Raw genomic sequence first — 17,230 nt, forward strand, 5'->3', positions numbered from 1 at the left:
ATGGAAACCCTCGACTATCGATTCGAAGGGCACACTGCGGTGCAGTTTCCGCGCGGAGCGGTGCTGGTCGGCGTGCTGGCCTCGGGCAACCTGGAAATCCTGCTGGAGCCGGCCGCACTGGACGGCGCGATGACGGTGCGCATCATCACCGCCGCGAAGGGCTTCGGCAGCGTGTGGCAAGCGGTGATCAGCGACTTCGCACAGCGTCATCCGCTGCGCGATGTACGCATCTCGATCAACGATGCCGGTGCGACCCCGGCGGTAGTCAGCCTGCGCCTGGACCAGGCCGTGGAAACCCTGCTTGCTGGAGAACCACGATGAACCGGACGCAGCGCTACAGCTACTACGAAGCCGATGCGCGCGAGCGTATCGCCAGCCTGGTCGATGCCGGTTCCTTCAGGGAATTCCTCGGCCCGGCGCGGCGGATGATGAGCCCGCACCTGGCACAGCTCGACCAGCCCGCGGCGTTCGACGACGGCATCGTTGTCGGCGAAGCCACGCTGCGTGGCCGACGCGTGCTGCTGGCCGCGCAGCAGGGTGAATTCATGGGCGGCGGCGTGGGCGAGGTGCACGGCGCCAAGCTGACCGGGCTGCTGCGTCGTGCAGCCGAAACACATCCCGAAGGCGTGCTTCTGCTGCTGGACACCGGTGGTGTGCGCCTGCACGAAGCCAATGCGGGGCTCATCGCCATTTCCGAGATCATGCGCGCCACCCTGGACGCGCGTGCAGCGGGTGTGCCGGTGATCGCGCTGATCGGCAGCGGCAACGGCGCCTTCGGCGGCATGGGCATCGTCGCCCGCTGCTGCACTACGGTCATCATGTCCGAAGAGGGTCGCCTGTCGCTGTCCGGCCCGGAAGTGATCGAGACCGTGCGCGGCGTAGAAGAGTTCGATTCCCGCGATCGCGCGCTGGTCTGGCGCGTAACGGGAGGCAAGCACCGCTACCTGATCGACCAGGCACAGGTGCTGGTGCCCGATGCCATCGAGGCCTTCGCGCAGGCGGCCAGCAACGCGCTGCAGCCTGATACCAGCAGCACCGATCCGGATACTGCACTGGCTGCGCTGCAGGAACGCCATGCGGTATTGAAGGCGCGCGTGCAGGCCTGGGGCGATTGCCGCGATGGCCTGGAGATCTGGGCCCGCCAGGGCATCGCAGCCCCCGAGCGACTACCGCTGCTCGACACCGATGAGTTCCTCATCGCCACCGCCGACCGGAGCCTGCCATGAGCATGCCGTTGCAGACCCTGCTCGATGCCCTGTTTCCGCATGGGCATGCCATTGCGGTGAACGATTCGGTGCTGACCGGCAGCGCCACCACCGAGGATGGCGAGGTGACCGTGATCGGTACCGCCGACAAGCTTGAAGTCGGCGTGGACCACGCACTGGCACTGGCCGAAACCGTGCTTGCCAGCACCGGCGCACATCCACAGCGACCGATCGTGATGCTGGTGGATACCGCCGGACAGCGCCTGGCGCGGCGCGACGAACTGTTGGGCATCAATGGTTACTTTGCGCATCTCGCGCAGACGCTCGATCTGGCACGCCGCCGTGGTGCGCGCCTGATCACCCTGGTCTACGGCGAATCCGTCAGTGGCGGCTTCCTCTCATTCGGCCTGATGGCCGACCACATCCACGCCCTGCCCGATGCACAGGTGCGGGTGATGGACCTGCGCGCAATGGCGCGGGTGACCAAGCAACCGCTGGAGAAGCTGCAGGCGCTCAGCCAGAGCTCGCCGGTATTCGCGCCGGGCGTGGAAAACTACGTGGCGATGGGCGCGGTGGATTCGATCTGGAGCGGCGACCTGGCCGCACACCTGCTGCAGGCGGTGCGCACGCCCACCGATGGCGACCGCCGCGCCGTGCAGGGTGCCGAACGTGGCGGTCGCATGCTGGCCGCACGCGTGGCTGCAGCCGTGAGCCAGGGCGATGCCTGAGCGGCTGCCACGCCATACGCTGGTCTGGTTGCCAGCGCACGCCCGCTGGCAGGCGGACATCGCCGCGCATGAGCCGCGCTTGGGCGACTGGTTTGCGCAGGGGTTGCCCGCTATCGTCGCCCGGCGAGCCGCCGACGATGCCGATCCCCGCCTGCGCCTCGGCGTGCCGCTGCCACCCGCCGAGGGCAAACTGCGCCTGGCCCTGCGCGTGCCGGCACACGATGTGCTGCGCACCGCAGCGCCACCGGCACTTCAGGCGGTGCTGGAAGGCGACCTTGTGCAGGACTGGCAGCGCCCGCTGCAGGCATTGCAGGACATCGCCGCCGCGCGTGTATTCGGTGCCTTCGCATGGCAGCACCTCACGGGCCTGCACTATGTGCACGCGCGCTCGGACATCGATCTGCTGTGGCGGATCGACACCGCCGCACAGGCCGATGCCCAGGTCGCAGGGCTGCAGGCATGGGAGACCGAACACGGCCGGCGGGTCGATGGCGAACTGTGCCTGGTGGATGGTGGCGCGGTGAACTGGCGCGAATACGCCGGGCGCAGCCGCGAGGTACTGGTCAAGCGCCTCGATGGTGCCGCACTGGAACTACGTGATGCGTTGTTCGCCTCCACCGGGGTGAGCGCGTGAACGCCCTCGTGCAACCGGCGGCCAGGCCAGCTGCCGTGGACAGCGCGCGTCTGGGGCGCCTCGCCATCGCCAGCCTGCACGCCGAACTGGCCCTTGCACCCAAGCCAGGGTTGGTCACCCCCTTCGACAGCGGCAGCCACCACGACATGGACGCCGGCACGTTCCTGCGCAGCCTGTTCACGCTGCGCCACTACTTCATCGCCGTGGCCGACGCCGGTGCCAGCGCGGCACCGTTCCAGACGTTGCGCCGGCACGGCATCGCTGCGGAGATATCGATGCTGCACGCCACTGCGGGCATCAACACTCATCGCGGCGCGATCTTCAGCCTTGGCCTGCTGGTGGCGGCTTCCGCTGCCTGTCGGGGCCGCGCGGGCGGTGCCATCGCAGCCGAGCAGGTCTGCCAGGAAGTGCGCCGCTGGGCTGCCGAGCTCGCCGACGCACCTCTGGATGCGAACAGCCCTGGCCAGCGCGCGCGCGCACGGCACGGCGTGCAGGGTGTGCGCGAACAAGCGACCGCCGGCTACCCGCTGCTGCGCGAGGTGGCACTGCCTACCCTGCGCCACGCGTTGGCCAGCGACCTGCCACGCGAGGCCGCGATGTGCCAGACGCTGATGCAGCTGATCGCGTGCGTGGATGACCTCAACCTGCTGCACCGTGGCGGCGCCAACGGCCTGCGCTGGGCCCAGCAACAGGCGCGAGGCTTCCTCGATGCCGGCGGCGTCTTCGTACCCGGCTGGCAGGCACGCCTGCACAGCATCGGTAATGGATTCGTCGCACGCCGGCTGAGCCCCGGCGGCAGTGCCGACCTGCTGGCCTGTGCCTGGTTCCTGCTGCAGCAGGAGGTCGCATGAGCCTTGCCCTGCTCTGCCCCGGCCAAGGTGCGCAGCATGCGGCGATGTTCGGCCGCGTGCGCGATCTGCCCGCCGTGCGCGACGTACTGGAGACCGCGAGCGCAGTGCTTGGACGCGACGTGTTCGCGGCAGCTGCTGACGAATCGCGCTTCGACAATGCTCTGGCGCAGCCCTTGCTGTGTGCAGCCAGCCTCGCGCATTGGCAGGGCCTTCGCGAAGCGGTGCCTGCACCGGTGCTGGTGGCCGGCTACAGCATCGGCGAGCTCGCCGCGCACGCCATCGCCGGCAGCTTCGATGCCACCACCTGCCTGGCGCTGGCTGTGCAACGTGCGCAGTTGATGGACAGCGCCAGCCCCGCCGATGCAGGCCTGCAGGCAGTGCTCGGGCTTGACCGCCGCAGCCTGCAGTCGCTGTGCGATGCGCAGGGCACCTACGTCGCCATCGCCAACGGGCAGGACCATTTCATCGTGGGCGGCATGCACGCCTCGTTGCAGCGGCTGGCCGATGCAGCGCGGGCGCAGGGCGCGGACATCCGTCTGCTGCCGGTGCGCGTGCCTGCACACACACCATTGCTGGCAGCGGCGGTCGCACCGTTCGCTGCCGCACTCGATGCATCGCCACTGCAGGCCCCACGCCTGCCGCTGCTGGCCGGCATCGATGCGCGACCGGTGCGGGACCGCGCAACGGCAGTCAGCACGCTGTCGTTGCAACTGGCGCAGACCATCGAATGGGCGCAGGTGATGCGCCAGGCCTTCGAGCGCGGCGCGCGCGTGTTCCTGCAGCTGGGCCCGGGCAACGCGCTGGCGCGCATGGTCGCGCCGGCCTATCCGTGCTGCGAGGTGCGCGCGGTGGAAGAGTTCCAGAGCCTTGAAGGCGCGGCGGCCTGGGTCCGCAGCGCGCTGGAGCGGCTGCAGTAACGGGTTCGAGCAGTACGTATCACGCAACACGCCGTACGTCGCCTTACCCCGGGATGGCGGGTCTCCATCCGCGCTGTACGTGAGTCACGTGTCTGGGAGGGCGCATGAGTCCACAAATCGCAACGATCATCGGTCTGGTGATCATGTTCATCGTCGCCACGGCGATGCCGATCAACATGGGTGCCGTCGCCTTCGCGCTGGCCTTCATCATCGGCGGGCTGTGGGTCGACATGGGCGGCAAGGAGGTCCTGGCCGGCTTTCCCGGCGATCTGTTCCTGACCCTGGTCGGCATCACCTACCTGTTCGCCATCGCGCAGAAGAACGGCACCATCGACCTGCTGGTGCACTGGGCAGTAAAAGCCGTGCGCGGCCATATCGTGGCCATTCCGTGGGTGATGTTCGTGATCACCGCGGTGCTGACCGCCTTCGGCGCGCTGGGCCCGGCGGCGGTCGCGATCATCGGTCCGGTCGCGCTGCGCTTTGCCAAGCAGTACAACATCAATCCACTGATGATGGGCCTGCTGGTCATCCATGGCGCGCAGGCCGGTGGCTTCTCTCCGATCAGCGTGTACGGCAGCATCACCAACGGCGTGGTGCAGAAAGCCGGGCTGGAAGTGACCGAGATGGCGGTGTTCCTGACCAGCCTGGGCTTCAACTTCATGATGGCGACGATCTGCTTCTTCGCGTTCGGCGGCATCGCCCTGCTGCGGCGTGGCTCGATCACCGCGGCCGGAACGCTCGGCAATGCCGAGCTGGCGATGGCCGGTGGCCCGCAGGCCTCGTCGCGCCAGTTCGCCATCGAAGGCCATGGCGCGCTGGTCGCAGCCGGCGGCGGCACGCTCAGCAATGATCCGGCAGCACTGGATGCGGTGAGCCTGACCCGCGAGCGCCTGTTCACCCTGATCGGCCTGCTCGGCTTGGGCGTGGCCGCGCTGATCTACAACCTCAACGTCGGCCTGGTCTCGATCACCGTGGCTGTCGCGCTGGCACTGCTGTCGCCACAAAGCCAGAAGGGCGCGGTCGATGGCATCAGCTGGTCCACCGTGCTGCTGATCTGCGGTGTGGTGACCTACATCGGCGTGCTGGAACATGCCGGCGCGGTGGACTTCATCGGCAATGGCGTGTCCGACATCGGCATTCCGCTGCTCGGCGCGCTGCTGGTCTGCTACGTCGGCGGCATTGTCTCCGCATTCGCCTCGTCGGCTGCGGTGCTGGGCGCCACGATTCCGCTGGCGGTACCGTTCCTGATGCAGGGTCACCTCAGCGCCGCCGGCGTGATCTGCGCGCTGGCGGTGTCGTCCACCATCGTCGATGTCAGCCCGTTCTCCACCAATGGCGCACTGGTGGTGGCCTCGGCAGCCAAAGAGGAACGCGAGACCCTGTTCCGCCGCTTCCTGGTCTACAGCGGACTGGTGGTGGCCCTGGGGCCGCTGCTGGCCTGGCTGGTATTCGTGGTACCGGGCTGGATGTAACCGCCGAACGGTCGTGCCGGCCACTGGTCGGCACGACCTGGCGTTACACTCTGCGCATGGCTATTGCCCCTGCCCCGCGGTCACCGAAGAAGCGCGCGCCTCTGTATGAAGAGGTTGCCGAACACGTGCGCGAACGCATCTACGACTACCGCCTGCCGCCGGGTGAGTGGATCGACGAGCCCGCACTGTGCGAAGAACTGGGCATCAGCCGTACGCCGCTGCGCGAGGCGCTGAAGCTGCTGGCTGCCGAAGGCCTGGTGCAGATCGATGCCGGTCGTGGCTGCCGGGTCACCCGGTTGACGCTGGAAGACCTCAACCAACTGTTCCCGGTGATGGCCATGCTGGAAGGCCGCTGTGCGCACGAGGCGGTCAGGCACATCGACGATGCCGGCGTGCAGCAGCTGGAAGACCTGCATGCGGCGATGGAAACCGCGGCAGCCGAGGGCAACATCGCCGAGTACTACCGCAACAACTACCTGATCCACGAAACCGTGCAGCACTACGCCGGCAACCCGTGGCTGATCCGCATCACCCACGACCTGCACCGCATCCTGAAGATGCATCGCGGCCGCCAGTTGCTGACCCCGGGCCGCACCGCGCAGTCGCTGGCTGAGCACCGCGAACTGATGGAGTGCTTCCGCCGCCGCGACGCGCAGGCTGCCGAACGCACCATGGAGCGCCATCTGCTCAGCCAGGGCCAGGCACTGGCCGCCTATGTGGCGGCAGGTGGGCTGTTGAACGTGCCGGCGCCCTTGCCCACCGAAGGCGGCGGTTGAGCGGATGAGGTTGCCGGCCAGCGGCCGGCACTACCAGGACGTGACCTTGGCCGGCACCCTGGAACGTCTCATCAATCGCCGCCACCGCAGCTGCCGCCGTCACCACCCCCACCGCTGTCGCCGCTTCCGCAGTCGGAGCTGCTGTAGCTGTGATGGCTGTGGTTGTCACTGGAATAGCCAACGGAGGTGTCATGGCTTCCGCCGCCATTCCCCCGGCTGCCCGAGCCATCGGCCGTGGCCACCGCCATGCACAGGATGGCGCCGACCAGCGGCAGCAGCCAGACCAGCAGCAACTGCACCGTCCGGCCGCCTGCCGAGAGGCCATCGCGCCTGACGATCACCACGGTAGCCACCACGTTCAGGCCCAGCACCAGCAGGACCAGCAGAAGGGCAACGATCAGCATTCGGCGGTTCCGTGCCTGGACTGGGGGCATTATGGCCTGCCTCCCCGGCAATGGCCCTGCCTGTCATGAAGATGGGACAATGTAGGGCGCGCCGGCCTGCTTCCGGGCCGCCGGCGCCCCCCGCACCACACGGAAGAAGAAAAACAACAACATGCTGAAAGTCATTTTCGATACCGACCCGGGCGTCGACGACGCCCTGGCCCTGCTGTACCTGCACAAGCACGCCCAGATCGACCTGATCGGTGTCACCACCACCTTCGGCAACGCCTCGGTGGAGTCGACCACGCACAATGCGCTGTACCTGAAGCAGGCCTGGGGCTTTGCCGCTCCGGTCGCACGCGGTGCCGGCGGCCCGCTGCAGCCGGAAGCCACCCCGGAAGCCTGGCCGGTGCACATCCATGGCCACAACGGCCTGGGCAACCACCCGGTGCCGGCCGAACTGGACGCGGCCGCCGACGCGCGCCCCGCCCACCAGCTGATCATCGACCTGGTCCGCGCCCACCCGGGCGAGGTGACCCTGGTCGCGGTCGGCCGCATGACCAACCTGGCCCTTGCCCTGCAGCAGGCGCCGGACATCGCCGGCCTGGTGCGCGGCGTGGTGATCATGGGCGGCGCCTTCCACGTCAACGGCAACATCACCCCGGCCGCCGAGGCCAACATCTGGGGCGACGCCGAAGCGGCCGACGTGGTGTTCACCGCCAGCTGGCCGGTCACCGCCATCGGCCTGGACGTGACCACCCGCGTGGAAATGGACCGTGACGGCCTGGACAAGCTGGCTGCGATCGGTGGTGCCGATGCCGAACTGGTGCGTGCGCTGTCGCAGGATTACGTGGACTTCTACCTGCAGGCCGGCCACAAGGGCATGGTCGTGCACGACTGCTGCGCCTGCATCGCGCTGACCCGTCCGGAGCTGTTCCAGTTCGAGCGCGCCAGCGTGCGCGTGGCCACCGACGGCGTCGCCCGCGGCATGACCATTCCCAAGCCGGAAGGCCTGGCGTTCGGCCCCAGCGTGTGGGACGGCCACGTGGTGCAGTCGATTGCCATCGGCGTCGATGCGGCCGCCGTGCTGGCCGACATCGAGCAGACCCTGAAGGTCTGACCCGCTAGCGCTTGGCCCTGCCCGGGACCGTCTCGGGCAGGGTCCACAGCACCGGCAGCACCAGCACCGCCACCAGCGCGATCATCGCGCCCGGCGCCGCCGCCCAGCCGCTGCGTTCCACCCACCATTGCGCCAGCCATGGCGTTGCCCCGCCGAAGAAGGCCGTGGCCATGGTCACGCCCAGTGCCAGCCCACTCACCCGCCCTTCGCCGGGGAACTGCTCGGCCGTGGCCGGGGCCGCCACCGCGCTCACGCCACCGGCCACGCAGGCCAGCAACACCGCGGCCAGCGCGATGCCCAGCGGCGTCGCCTGCGCCATCCACGCGAACAAGGACAGCGGCAGCAGCGCTGCCAGCACGGTCAGGCCCAACAGCACCGGCCGTCGTCCGACACGGTCGGACAATGCGCCGCACAGGGGCGTGATCGCGATCACCGCCACGGCCGCAATCGTCGACAGCCACAGCGCGTCGCCCTCATCGTGGCCCCGCGCATGCAGGAATGCGGGCACATAGGTGATGCCGACGTAGTAAGTAATCGAGCCCAGCGCCGAGATCGCGAACGTGCGCGCCACCGCCAGCGGATGGTTGCGCAGCACATGCTTCAGCGGCGTCGCGGGAATGCTGCCCTCGCGGCGCTGCCGCTCGAACTCCGGCGACTCGTGCATGCCCGAGCGCGCGACCAGGATCACCAGTGCCAGCGCCGCGCCAACGAAGAACGGAATACGCCAGCCCCAGCTGTCCAGCTGCGCGGGCGCGAGCAGCGCCACGGTAACCGCGGAGATCGCCACCGCCAGCAACGCACCCACCTCGCTGGCTGCGGACGCCAGCGAGGTCACCAGGCCACGTCGCTGCGCCGGTGCGCTTTCCAGCAGGTACGCCACCACCCCGGTGTATTCACCGCCTACCGAAAACGCCATCACGCAGCGCAGTACCAGCAGCAGCACGCCCGCCGTCGTTCCGGCCATGGCCGCTGTCGGCAGCAGCGCGGTGGCCAGCATCGCCGCCGCCATCAAGGCCATCGATGCCAGCAGCATCCAGCGCCGGCCCAGGCGGTCGCCCAGGTGACCAAAGCACAGCGCGCCCAGCGGACGCATCAGATAGGACACCGCGAAGCCGGCCAGCGTGACCAGCAGCGCCTGTTCGCCGCCGCCGAAGAACACCCGCGACAGCACCGTGGCGAAATACAGGTACAGGGTGAAGTCGTACCACTCCACCACCGTGGACAGGCCCGCCACCCACATCGAGCGCTGCCGCGCCGCGGTCATTGCGTATTCGCCTTCAACAGCCTCGATCCCGGTTGCGCAGGTTCCGCGCAGCGTGGCATGGACGGGGTGAAATACCGGTCATCGGCTGCCCGCTGCCTGCATGTACTGGGTTTCATGGCCGGTGAAACGCTCGCCGTCAAAGCCGAAGCAGAAGCGCCCCTCCTCGAACACGCGGTAGACCAGCAACGCGCCATCGAGGCAGAACTGCGGCTGGTCCACGCCCGTTTCCAGTGTCCCGTAGCCGGTGGCCTCTCCGCCCTTCCCCGCCGGGCCGGTGAAGGCATCGATCGGCAATGGCGTGGCGCGTCCGGTGCGGGTGTCGACCAGCACCAGCGTGCGCTGGAAGTACTCGGGTCGATCATCGACCTGCACCAGCAGGTAGTGCTTGTTGAAATTGGGTTTCTGATGCTGGAGGGCATCTTCGATGGCTCCGCGGTGCCGCGCATCGCAGAAGTCGACCGGGCTGTAGCGGTAGCTGCAACCGTCGTGGTCGTAGGGCAGGTTCATGCCCGAGTAGCTGACGCCTGCCTGGCTGCCCAGATCGTCTCCCGGTTCCGGCGTGCTGCACAGCAGCCATGAGCGCTGCGCATCCTCGGGATCGGCCAGCAGCTTCGGCTCACGGCCTGCCTCGTACGCCGCGCCCCCCGGGAATTCCTGCCCGAAGCGCTGGCGGACGATGGGACGTGCCTTCTCCAGCGGCAGGCCGATCTTCGCGCCACGGAACGAGACGAAGGTCATCGTCGGCAGGATCACCTCCTCCACCGGCAGCCCCTTCCATTGCCCCTGCACGCAGAACGTGGCGATCTCGTTCTCCCCGTCCTCCTTGCAGGGCTTCGGCGCGTTCGTCGCCAACCAGGGATGGGCCGGGCGCCTGGTCTGCTGATCGATGTACCAGCCGTCCAGCGCGCAGGTCGGCAGGGCATCGAGCAGCGGAGAGAGGTCTGTTGCGGTGGCCGGGGCGGCAAGTGGTGCGCCCGCTGCGGGTGCCCCGGTCGGCGCATCCGTTGTGCGCTGGCAGGCCGCCAGCGCGAGTAGACCGACCAGCAGCGCGACGTGGCGCGGGCGCCGGATTGAATGCTGCGTTCCCTGCATTGCGTGTTTCCTGGTTTCGACACTCCCTGCAGATGATCGCCGATCCCGAGGCCGTGCAGGAACGTCGCAGATCCCACATCGGGGTCAGCGCCCTTCGCTCCCGCAAAGGGATCCGACCCCGCCCGTTACCCCGGCAGCTGCAGTTCCGCCCGCAGGCCGCCGCCCTCGCGGTTGTGCAACCTCAGCGAGCCGCCCAGCGACTGTGCCAGCTGCACCGCGATGGCCAGGCCCAGGCCAGTGCCGCCTGTATCGCGGTTGCGCGAGCTTTCCAGCCGATGGAACGGCGCCAGCACTGCCTGCAGCTGGCCCTCGGGAATGCCAGGGCCACGGTCGGAAATGCTGATCCACACTCTGCCGGCGTCATCACGGCCCGCCTCGACCTCGGCGGCACCCGCGTAACGCAACGCGTTGTCGACCAGATTGCCGACCACCCGGCGCAGCGGCTGCGGCCAGGTCTGCACGACCAGTCCAGCGGGCGCGCCGCCACTGACCGGCTTGCCCATGTCCTCGTAATCGCCGACCACACTGGCCAGGAACGCGCCCAGGTCCATCGACACCGGCGCGCCACTGGCGACGTGGCTGCTGCGCGCATAGGCCACGCCCTCACGCACCAGTTGACCCAGGTGGTCGAGGTCGTCCAGCAACCGCTGCTGGATGCTGTCTTCAGGCAGGGTCTCCACCCGAAGCTTCATGCGCGTGATGGGGGTCTGCAGGTCATGCGAGATCGCGGCCAGGATCTGCAGGCGCTCACTGACATGGCCACGAATGCGTGCCTGCAGTGCGTTGAGCGCAGCCGCCGCGCCGCCCACTTCCGCCGGGCCATCTTCAGGCAGTTCGGGCCCGTCCTTGCCCGGCTGCAGATGCTCCACCGCATGCGACAGCTGCTGCAGCGGGCGCATGGCCAGGCGCACCGCCAGCCACGCGCACACCAGTAGCAGCGCCAGCTGCACCAGCAACACGGCGGGCAGCCAGCGCGCCAGCGGCAGGCCCGACGGGGTGACTTCGATGGTCAAGGGGGTGCCGTCGTGCAGGCGCAGTTCCACCTCGAACCGCTCCGGCAGGCGAGCCACCTGGCGTGCCTGCAACGGATAGCGGTGCTGCAGGCTGTCGTCGATGATCGCGGTGACCTGGCGTGCACGATCGGTCTGCAGCCCGGGTCCTGCGGCGGCCGGGCGCAGCAGGTAACGGTAGGTGCGCCGCTCCAGCCGCGGCACCCAGGCCGCGCGCTGGCCTGCGGGCAGGTGCTCCAGCAGCGCGACACTCACGGCCACGTCTTCATCGAGGTTGCGCAGCATCATGCTGCGGGTGGACTGGTAGCGTTCGAAGAACAGCAAACCGAAAGACAGTGCGTGGGCCAGCGCCAATCCACCCAGCAGCACCAGCAGCAGCCGCGCCGACAGCGTGCGCGGCCAGCGTGGACGGCGTGCGCCGGTGTTCATTCGTCCGGCCCCAGCAACTGCACCGGCACGCTGAACACATAGCCTTCGCTGCGCACGGTCTTGATGTAGGTCGGCTCGCGTGCGTCGTCACCCAGGCGCTGCCGCACGCGGCTGACCAGCAGATCGATCGAGCGGTCGAACAGTTCGGCATCGCGGCCCTGGGTGAGGCTGAGCAGCTGGTCACGGCTGAGCACCCGATTGGCGTGATCGAGGAACACGCGCAACAGGCGGAACTCGGCGCCACTGAGCGGATGCGCGGTGTCCTGCGCATCCAGCAGATGGCGTGCGGTGGTGTCCAGGCGCCACTCGCCGAAGGCCAGCTGGCGACCTGCTTCGCTCACCTGCAGATTCGGCGGCAGCATCTGCGTGCGGCGGATCACCGCATTGATGCGTGCCAGCAGTTCGCGCGAAGAGAAGGGCTTGGTCACATAGTCATCAGCGCCCATTTCCAGGCCGATGATGCGGTCGGTCTCGTCGTCGCGGGCGGTCAGCAGCACCACCGGCACCGCACGATGCTTGCCGGCGCGCAGGTTGCGGCACAGGCTCAGGCCGTCCTCGCCCGGCATCATCACGTCCAGCACCACCAGATCCACGGCATGGGTATCCATCAGCGCGCGCATGGCACGGCCACCGTCGGCCTGGCTCACGCGCAGGCCGTTGCGCTGCAGGTAATCGGCCAGCATCTGGCGGATCTCGCTGTCATCGTCGACGACCAGGATATGCGGTACGTGGTTCATTGCGTTCTCGATGAAGACGGAGGTCAGGGCCGCGCTGCGCGGCCATGGTAGCGCGGCTCAGGGGTTGGCCAGCAGGCGCTGGATCTCGCTTTCGGTACGTGCGTAGTCGCCCTCGCCGTAATGGCGGTAGACCACCCGCCCCTGACGGTCGAGCAGGTACAGCGCGGGCCAGAAGCGGTTGCGCCAGGCGTTCCAGATCCGGTACTGGTTGTCCTGCACCACCGGCCAGGTGATGTCCAACCGTGCGATGGCCTTGCGCACGTTGCCGGGCAACCCTTCATAGGCGAACTCCGGCGTATGCACGCCGATCACCCTCAGGCCCTGCGACGCATAGCGTGCATGCCACTGGTGGACATGCGGCGCCACGTTGAGGCAGTTGCGGCAGGTGTAGGTCCAGAACTCGACCAGCACCACCTGCCCCCGCAACTGCTTCAGTGTGAGCGGTGGGCTGTTGTGCCAGGGCCCGCCACCGTCGAACCCCGCCATCGGTTCTGCATCGAGCGGTTGCGCGCCGGCATCCGCGCCGGGCCAGGCCATCAACAGCGCAGCCCCACCCAGCACGCCCATCAGCAACGGCAGCACGTACGCACGCAGGCCGGCCATCGCTCAGCCCCCCTGCTCGGCCAGCGGCAGTTCCGCCGGCTTCACCCCCGCCGCTTCCAGGATGCTGTCGGCCACCTGCGCCGGATGCGAAAGCAGCGACACATGGCTGCTGCCGATCGATTGCAGCTGCGCGCCAATGCGACGTGCGGTGGCGGCCTGCAGCTGCGGCGACAGCATGCGATCGTCACGGCTGAGCACGTACCAGCTCGGCTTGCTGCGCCACGCCGCAACGTTCACTACTTCGCCCAGCGCGCTGGCCTTCAACGGGACCTGCGTGCTGTACAGCAGTGCGGCCGACTTCTTCATCACGTCCGGCGCGAAGTCCTGGGCGACAGCGTCAGCCGGCAAGGTCAGGTAGCCGTCCCTTTCCTGCAGGCGGGCCAGGCCCGGACCGACCGGGAAGCCTTCGCCCTGTTGCGCCGAAGACTGCCCCGCATCCGGTGCGAAGGCCGCCACGTACACCAGCGCCTGCACCTTCGGGTCATTGCCCGCTTCGGTGATGACCGTGCCACCCCAGCTGTGGCCGACCAGCACCACCTTGCCGGGCGCGGCGGCAATCGCGCGGCGGGTGGCGGCGACGTCGTCGGCCAACGAGGTGAGCGGATTCTGCACGGCCACCGCCGGCAGCTTCCAGTCATGCAGGGTGCTGATGACCTTGCTCCAGCTGGAGCCATCAGCGAACGCGCCGTGCACCAGGATGACGGTGGGCGGTGCAGCGGTATCGGCCTGGGCAGCGAAGACAGGGGCGGCGGCGGCAAGGGCGAGAGCGGCGGCCAGCAAGGAGGTACGGATCATGTGGGGCACTCCGGAGTTGGGAGTGGCCATTTCCGCCTGCCGGTGTATCGGCGCTGTTTCTCCGCAGCGCGGAGTTGTACCGGACTGTAGGGCGCAGGCGGGTTTCTACAGTGGGATACATTCGCGCGCCGGTCCTGGCCGGGCGCTACCGGGTGGGTATCGCTCCCCGCACGCGCGCGCGCAACGCCCCGATGTGCATCCACGCATCGTCTTTGTATCGGACTGTACGAAACCCCGGCCGCGGCCACAGTCGCTGACAAAACCCCGGGCAACGGCACACGTTGCCGATACCTGCGCCGCCTGGAATGGCTTCCATCGACCACTGGCCCGCAGGACACCACCATGATCAGCACCGCTTCTTCCGTGTATACCCCCCGCCTGGACGCCGTCGGCCGCTGGCTCTCGCCATTGGCGTTGCGCACCCTGCTGGCCTGGGAGTTCTTTGAATCCGGCCGCGAGAAGCTGGGCGGCCAGAACTGGTTCGACGACCTGGAAGGCCGCTTCCCGTTCCCGTTCTCCGCCCTGCCCGCATCGCTGAACTGGCAGCTGGCGACCTGGCTGGAACTGGTGGGCGCGGTGATGCTGCTGCTCGGCCTGGCCACGCGCTCGGTGGCCTACGTCTTCTGGATCCTCACCATCGTTGCCATCGCCGCCGTGCACTGGCCCGACCAATGGAACGGCCTGGGTGAACTCTGGCAGGGCTACGCGATCACCGACCAGGGCTACGGCAACTTCAAGCTGCCACTGCTGTTCCTGGCCATGTTGCTGCCGCTGATCCTCAACGGCGGTGGCGCGCTCAGCGTGGACCGGCTGTTGGCCGGCTCACAGCATGCCGCTGTCGGCAATGACGGCCTGGGCTGGGGCGTCAGCCTGATCGCCCTGCTGCTGCCGGTTGCCGCGCTGCTGCCCGGCATCGGCTTCGGCGGTGCCCTGCTCGGCGGCGTGCTGCTGCTGGGCTATCTGCTGCGCCGTCGCCACGCCGCCTGAGCTGAATCCCCTGTTCCCGCGCCTTTCGCTTTCCGTCGCCTCCTCGGCGGCGTCCATCCCGCACGCCCCGCGTGCTTTCCCAAGGAGTCATCACCATGTCCATCTCGACCAGGAACACCCCCTCCTCCCGCCTGCCGCGCATCGGTGCCATCGGCATTGCCCTGGCCGGTGGCCTGCTGCTGGCCGGCCAGGCCGCCGCGGTCCAACCGCTGGCGATCAGCGCGGTGGCCATGAGCGCCGCCGCCGAAGGCAAGTGCGGTGAAGGCAAGTGCGGGGCCAACAAGGCCACCACCGGCAAGCCCGCCGGCAAGGCCAAGGTGGCCGAGGGCCAGTGTGGCGAAGGCAAGTGCGGCGACGCCTCGTTTGCCCGCACCGACCGCGACCACGACGGCAAGGTCTCGCGTGCCGAGTTCAACGCTGTGGCCGCCAAGCGCGCCGCCGAGTTCGACCGCATCGACACCGACCACGACGGTTACATCAGCGAGCAGGAAGCGCACGACTACCTGCGCAGCGTCTACACCGCCAACGGCAAGCCGATGCCGAAGGGCCTGTTCTCCCGCGTTGCCGATTGATCGACGTTCACCCGGCGCCGCCTTCAAGGCGGCGCTCTCTGTGGAGCATCCGCCATGTCCCTGCCCCTGCCCACCCATGCCGCCGGTCTTGGCCTGCGCCGTGGCCTGATCGACGAACTGCTGGCAATGCCGGCCGGAGCCATCGACTTTCTCGAAGTCTCCCCCGACAACTGGATCGGCGTCGGCGGCGCACACGGCGCCGCGCTGCGCCAACTCAGCGAGCGCCACCCCTTGACCTGCCACGGACTGTCACTGTCGCTGGGCGGTCCTGATCCACTGGACCGCACCCTGCTGGCACAGACCCGGGCCTTCCTCGACGTGCACCAGGTGCAGCTGTACAGCGAACACCTGAGCTACTGCGCCGCCGGCGGCCATGTCTACGACCTGCTGCCGCTGCCGTTCACCGCCGAGGCCGTTCACCATGTCGCCGGTCGCATCGCCCAGGTGCAGGACATGCTGGGCCGACGCATCGCCGTGGAGAACATCTCCTACTACGCCGTTGCCGGCGCGGACATGAGCGAGATCGACTTCATCAACGCCGTGCTCGCCGAAGCCGACTGCGACCTGCTGCTGGACGTCAACAACGTTTTCGTCAACGCCTGCAACAACGGTTATGACGCCTTCGAATTCCTGGCCCGCGTGCCGGCCCACCGCGTCGCCTCGCTGCACGTAGCGGGCCACTTCGATGAAGACGATGGCTTCAAGATCGATACCCATGGTGCGCCGGTGAAAGGCGTGGTCTGGGCACTGTTGCGCGAGGCCTATGCGCGGGTGGGCGTGCGCCCCACGCTGCTCGAACGCGACTTCAACTTCCCCCCGCTTGCCGAATTGCTGGCCGAGGTCGGGCAGATCCGCCAGGCGCAGGCCGAGGCACGTTGGCCCGAGGTGAGCCATGGCTGAGTCGCTGGCTACCCTGCAACGGCGCTGGGCCGATCATGTGCGCGACCCTGCAAAGACCGCACCCGATGGCATCGAGGCGCGGCGGATGGCGGTCTACTGCCGCCTGTGCATTGACAGTCTGGACAGCCTGCTGGCGGGCAGCCTGCCGCGGCTGAAGTCGCAGCTGGGCGATGCCTGCTGGCGCAACACCGTCGAGCACTACTACGCGAGGCACGCCTGCCGCACGCCGTTGTTCCCGCAGATCGCGGGCGAGTTCGCGGCCTGGCTGGCGGTGCAGGACACGCTGGCGCTGCCGGGCTGGGCAGCGGAACTGGCGCACTACGAGAGCACGCAGCAGTCGCTGCACATTGAAGCGCGTGACGGCGGGCGGCCGCTGCAGCGCGCTCCCGTAGGCAATGATGTGCTGGCGGTTTCGCCGTTGGTGCGGGTGCTTGGCTACCAGTGGCCAGTACATGAGGACCGGGCGCTGGAGCCGGTGTTGAGCACGGCTCCCACGCTGCTGGTGATCCGGCGCCTCGCCGATTTCAGCCTGCAGACCGAGGGACTGTCACCGCTGGCCTACGCGCTTCTGTCGGTGTTCGGTGACGACAGCGCGTCGGTGGATGAAGCACTGCAGCTGCTGTCCGAAACACATGGCGTGGCAGCGGACGCATTGCGCATGGCCTGCGTGCCTGTTCTGGGCGAGCTGTGCGCGGCGGGCGTGCTGGTTGCATTGCCTGCTTTCTGAAGCTGCCGGCCAGCGGCCGGCACTACCC

The 17,230-nt window shown here is 68.4% G+C and carries 20 protein-coding genes; 13 read left to right on the forward strand and 7 right to left on the reverse strand.

Annotation, left to right across the window (positions count from 1 at the left end; all coding sequences use genetic code 11):
* The 8 genes from mdcC (at position 1) to AC5P5X_RS07430 (ending at position 6,583) form a co-directional block, all read left to right on the forward strand.
* Complete coding sequence (mdcC, locus tag AC5P5X_RS07395; RefSeq protein ID WP_005408516.1) at positions 1-321, forward strand: malonate decarboxylase acyl carrier protein; 321 nt, start codon at positions 1-3, stop codon at positions 319-321.
* Entirely contained in the window at positions 318-1,226 is a 909-nt protein-coding gene (locus AC5P5X_RS07400; protein ID WP_111189230.1) for a biotin-independent malonate decarboxylase subunit beta, read from the forward strand. Before mdcC ends, AC5P5X_RS07400 begins: the two co-directional genes overlap by 4 nt.
* Positions 1,227-1,228: 2 nt before the next feature.
* Positions 1,229-1,933, forward strand: a complete 705-nt coding sequence (gene mdcE, locus AC5P5X_RS07405) for a biotin-independent malonate decarboxylase subunit gamma (RefSeq protein WP_111189252.1) — start codon at positions 1,229-1,231, stop codon at positions 1,931-1,933.
* Entirely contained in the window at positions 1,926-2,567 is a 642-nt protein-coding gene (gene mdcG / locus AC5P5X_RS07410; RefSeq protein WP_111189229.1) for a malonate decarboxylase holo-[acyl-carrier-protein] synthase, read from the forward strand. Before mdcE ends, mdcG begins: the two co-directional genes overlap by 8 nt.
* A 35-nt stretch (positions 2,568-2,602) precedes the next feature.
* A complete protein-coding gene (mdcB, locus tag AC5P5X_RS07415) occupies positions 2,603-3,418 on the forward strand; it encodes a triphosphoribosyl-dephospho-CoA synthase MdcB (RefSeq protein ID WP_111189228.1) in 816 nt (271 codons plus the stop codon).
* A complete protein-coding gene (gene mdcH / locus AC5P5X_RS07420) occupies positions 3,415-4,335 on the forward strand; it encodes a malonate decarboxylase subunit epsilon (protein WP_329754487.1) in 921 nt (306 codons plus the stop codon). The genes mdcB and mdcH overlap by 4 nt, the downstream gene beginning before the upstream one ends.
* Before the next feature lie 104 nt (positions 4,336-4,439).
* Complete coding sequence (locus AC5P5X_RS07425) at positions 4,440-5,807, forward strand: SLC13 family permease (protein WP_005408510.1); 1,368 nt, start codon at positions 4,440-4,442, stop codon at positions 5,805-5,807.
* A 56-nt stretch (positions 5,808-5,863) separates the two neighbouring features.
* Positions 5,864-6,583 (forward strand): GntR family transcriptional regulator, encoded by a 720-nt coding sequence (locus AC5P5X_RS07430; RefSeq protein WP_024957000.1) that lies wholly within the window; start codon positions 5,864-5,866, stop codon positions 6,581-6,583.
* Positions 6,584-6,654: 71 nt separating this feature from the next.
* Here the strand turns inward: AC5P5X_RS07430 and AC5P5X_RS07435 are convergent, their stop codons facing one another.
* Positions 6,655-6,987 carry a hypothetical protein gene (locus AC5P5X_RS07435; RefSeq protein WP_111189225.1) on the reverse strand — a complete coding sequence of 111 codons (333 nt, stop codon included), beginning with the start codon at positions 6,985-6,987 and terminating at the stop codon, positions 6,655-6,657.
* Between the two features lie 151 nt (positions 6,988-7,138).
* Here AC5P5X_RS07435 and AC5P5X_RS07440 point away from each other — a divergent pair, with 151 nt between their 5' ends.
* Positions 7,139-8,086 carry a nucleoside hydrolase gene (locus tag AC5P5X_RS07440; protein ID WP_049453229.1) on the forward strand — a complete coding sequence of 316 codons (948 nt, stop codon included), beginning with the start codon at positions 7,139-7,141 and terminating at the stop codon, positions 8,084-8,086.
* A gap of 4 nt (positions 8,087-8,090) precedes the next feature.
* Here the strand turns inward: AC5P5X_RS07440 and AC5P5X_RS07445 are convergent, their stop codons facing one another.
* From AC5P5X_RS07445 to AC5P5X_RS07470, 6 genes are all read right to left on the reverse strand, one after another.
* Positions 8,091-9,350 (reverse strand): MFS transporter, encoded by a 1,260-nt coding sequence (locus tag AC5P5X_RS07445; RefSeq protein WP_111189224.1) that lies wholly within the window; start codon positions 9,348-9,350, stop codon positions 8,091-8,093.
* 78 nt (positions 9,351-9,428) lie between these two features.
* Complete coding sequence (locus tag AC5P5X_RS07450; protein ID WP_062606702.1) at positions 9,429-10,442, reverse strand: hypothetical protein; 1,014 nt, start codon at positions 10,440-10,442, stop codon at positions 9,429-9,431.
* A 125-nt stretch (positions 10,443-10,567) separates the two neighbouring features.
* Positions 10,568-11,881, reverse strand: coding sequence for a sensor histidine kinase (locus AC5P5X_RS07455; RefSeq protein ID WP_099474319.1), 1,314 nt, complete (start codon positions 11,879-11,881; stop codon positions 10,568-10,570).
* Positions 11,878-12,618 (reverse strand): response regulator, encoded by a 741-nt coding sequence (locus AC5P5X_RS07460; RefSeq protein WP_005408504.1) that lies wholly within the window; start codon positions 12,616-12,618, stop codon positions 11,878-11,880. Before AC5P5X_RS07460 ends, AC5P5X_RS07455 begins: the two co-directional genes overlap by 4 nt.
* A gap of 57 nt (positions 12,619-12,675) precedes the next feature.
* Positions 12,676-13,221, reverse strand: coding sequence for a redoxin domain-containing protein (locus AC5P5X_RS07465; protein ID WP_100437995.1), 546 nt, complete (start codon positions 13,219-13,221; stop codon positions 12,676-12,678).
* 3 nt (positions 13,222-13,224) lie between these two features.
* Positions 13,225-14,016, reverse strand: a complete 792-nt coding sequence (locus AC5P5X_RS07470) for an alpha/beta fold hydrolase (protein ID WP_111189223.1) — start codon at positions 14,014-14,016, stop codon at positions 13,225-13,227.
* A 342-nt stretch (positions 14,017-14,358) separates the two neighbouring features.
* On the opposite strand from AC5P5X_RS07470, the gene AC5P5X_RS07475 reads away from it, so the two are divergent.
* The 4 genes from AC5P5X_RS07475 (at position 14,359) to AC5P5X_RS07490 (ending at position 17,202) form a co-directional block, all read left to right on the forward strand.
* A complete protein-coding gene (locus tag AC5P5X_RS07475; protein WP_012479418.1) occupies positions 14,359-15,003 on the forward strand; it encodes an HvfX family Cu-binding RiPP maturation protein in 645 nt (214 codons plus the stop codon).
* A gap of 95 nt (positions 15,004-15,098) precedes the next feature.
* Positions 15,099-15,575 (forward strand): HvfA family oxazolone/thioamide-modified RiPP metallophore, encoded by a 477-nt coding sequence (locus AC5P5X_RS07480; RefSeq protein WP_005412584.1) that lies wholly within the window; start codon positions 15,099-15,101, stop codon positions 15,573-15,575.
* A gap of 54 nt (positions 15,576-15,629) precedes the next feature.
* Positions 15,630-16,475 (forward strand): HvfB family MNIO-type RiPP peptide maturase, encoded by an 846-nt coding sequence (locus tag AC5P5X_RS07485; protein ID WP_495215947.1) that lies wholly within the window; start codon positions 15,630-15,632, stop codon positions 16,473-16,475.
* Positions 16,468-17,202: an HvfC family RiPP maturation protein gene (locus AC5P5X_RS07490; RefSeq protein WP_111189221.1), complete on the forward strand. Its 735-nt coding sequence runs from the start codon at positions 16,468-16,470 to the stop codon at positions 17,200-17,202. Before AC5P5X_RS07485 ends, AC5P5X_RS07490 begins: the two co-directional genes overlap by 8 nt.
* Positions 17,203-17,230 lie beyond the last annotated feature (28 nt).

The sequence above is a fragment of the Stenotrophomonas sp. YJH_SMC_91 genome, from assembly GCF_059368495.1.

What these genes read in the sequence shown, in the direction of transcription:
- mdcC (WP_005408516.1), top strand. Translation starts at nt 1, where the DNA reads ATGGAAACCCTCGACTATCGATTCGAAGGGCACACTGCGGTGCAGTTT.
- AC5P5X_RS07400 (WP_111189230.1), top strand. Translation starts at nt 318, where the DNA reads ATGAACCGGACGCAGCGCTACAGCTACTACGAAGCCGATGCGCGCGAG.
- mdcE (WP_111189252.1), top strand. Translation starts at nt 1,229, where the DNA reads ATGCCGTTGCAGACCCTGCTCGATGCCCTGTTTCCGCATGGGCATGCC.
- mdcG (WP_111189229.1), top strand. Translation starts at nt 1,926, where the DNA reads ATGCCTGAGCGGCTGCCACGCCATACGCTGGTCTGGTTGCCAGCGCAC.
- mdcH (WP_329754487.1), top strand. Translation starts at nt 3,415, where the DNA reads ATGAGCCTTGCCCTGCTCTGCCCCGGCCAAGGTGCGCAGCATGCGGCG.
- AC5P5X_RS07425 (WP_005408510.1), top strand. Translation starts at nt 4,440, where the DNA reads ATGAGTCCACAAATCGCAACGATCATCGGTCTGGTGATCATGTTCATC.
- AC5P5X_RS07430 (WP_024957000.1), top strand. Translation starts at nt 5,864, where the DNA reads ATGGCTATTGCCCCTGCCCCGCGGTCACCGAAGAAGCGCGCGCCTCTG.
- AC5P5X_RS07435 (WP_111189225.1), bottom strand. Translation starts at nt 6,987, where the DNA reads ATGCTGATCGTTGCCCTTCTGCTGGTCCTGCTGGTGCTGGGCCTGAAC.
- AC5P5X_RS07440 (WP_049453229.1), top strand. Translation starts at nt 7,139, where the DNA reads ATGCTGAAAGTCATTTTCGATACCGACCCGGGCGTCGACGACGCCCTG.
- AC5P5X_RS07445 (WP_111189224.1), bottom strand. Translation starts at nt 9,350, where the DNA reads ATGACCGCGGCGCGGCAGCGCTCGATGTGGGTGGCGGGCCTGTCCACG.
- AC5P5X_RS07450 (WP_062606702.1), bottom strand. Translation starts at nt 10,442, where the DNA reads ATGCAGGGAACGCAGCATTCAATCCGGCGCCCGCGCCACGTCGCGCTG.
- AC5P5X_RS07455 (WP_099474319.1), bottom strand. Translation starts at nt 11,881, where the DNA reads ATGAACACCGGCGCACGCCGTCCACGCTGGCCGCGCACGCTGTCGGCG.
- AC5P5X_RS07460 (WP_005408504.1), bottom strand. Translation starts at nt 12,618, where the DNA reads ATGAACCACGTACCGCATATCCTGGTCGTCGACGATGACAGCGAGATC.
- AC5P5X_RS07465 (WP_100437995.1), bottom strand. Translation starts at nt 13,221, where the DNA reads ATGGCCGGCCTGCGTGCGTACGTGCTGCCGTTGCTGATGGGCGTGCTG.
- AC5P5X_RS07470 (WP_111189223.1), bottom strand. Translation starts at nt 14,016, where the DNA reads ATGATCCGTACCTCCTTGCTGGCCGCCGCTCTCGCCCTTGCCGCCGCC.
- AC5P5X_RS07475 (WP_012479418.1), top strand. Translation starts at nt 14,359, where the DNA reads ATGATCAGCACCGCTTCTTCCGTGTATACCCCCCGCCTGGACGCCGTC.
- AC5P5X_RS07480 (WP_005412584.1), top strand. Translation starts at nt 15,099, where the DNA reads ATGTCCATCTCGACCAGGAACACCCCCTCCTCCCGCCTGCCGCGCATC.
- AC5P5X_RS07485 (WP_495215947.1), top strand. Translation starts at nt 15,630, where the DNA reads ATGTCCCTGCCCCTGCCCACCCATGCCGCCGGTCTTGGCCTGCGCCGT.
- AC5P5X_RS07490 (WP_111189221.1), top strand. Translation starts at nt 16,468, where the DNA reads ATGGCTGAGTCGCTGGCTACCCTGCAACGGCGCTGGGCCGATCATGTG.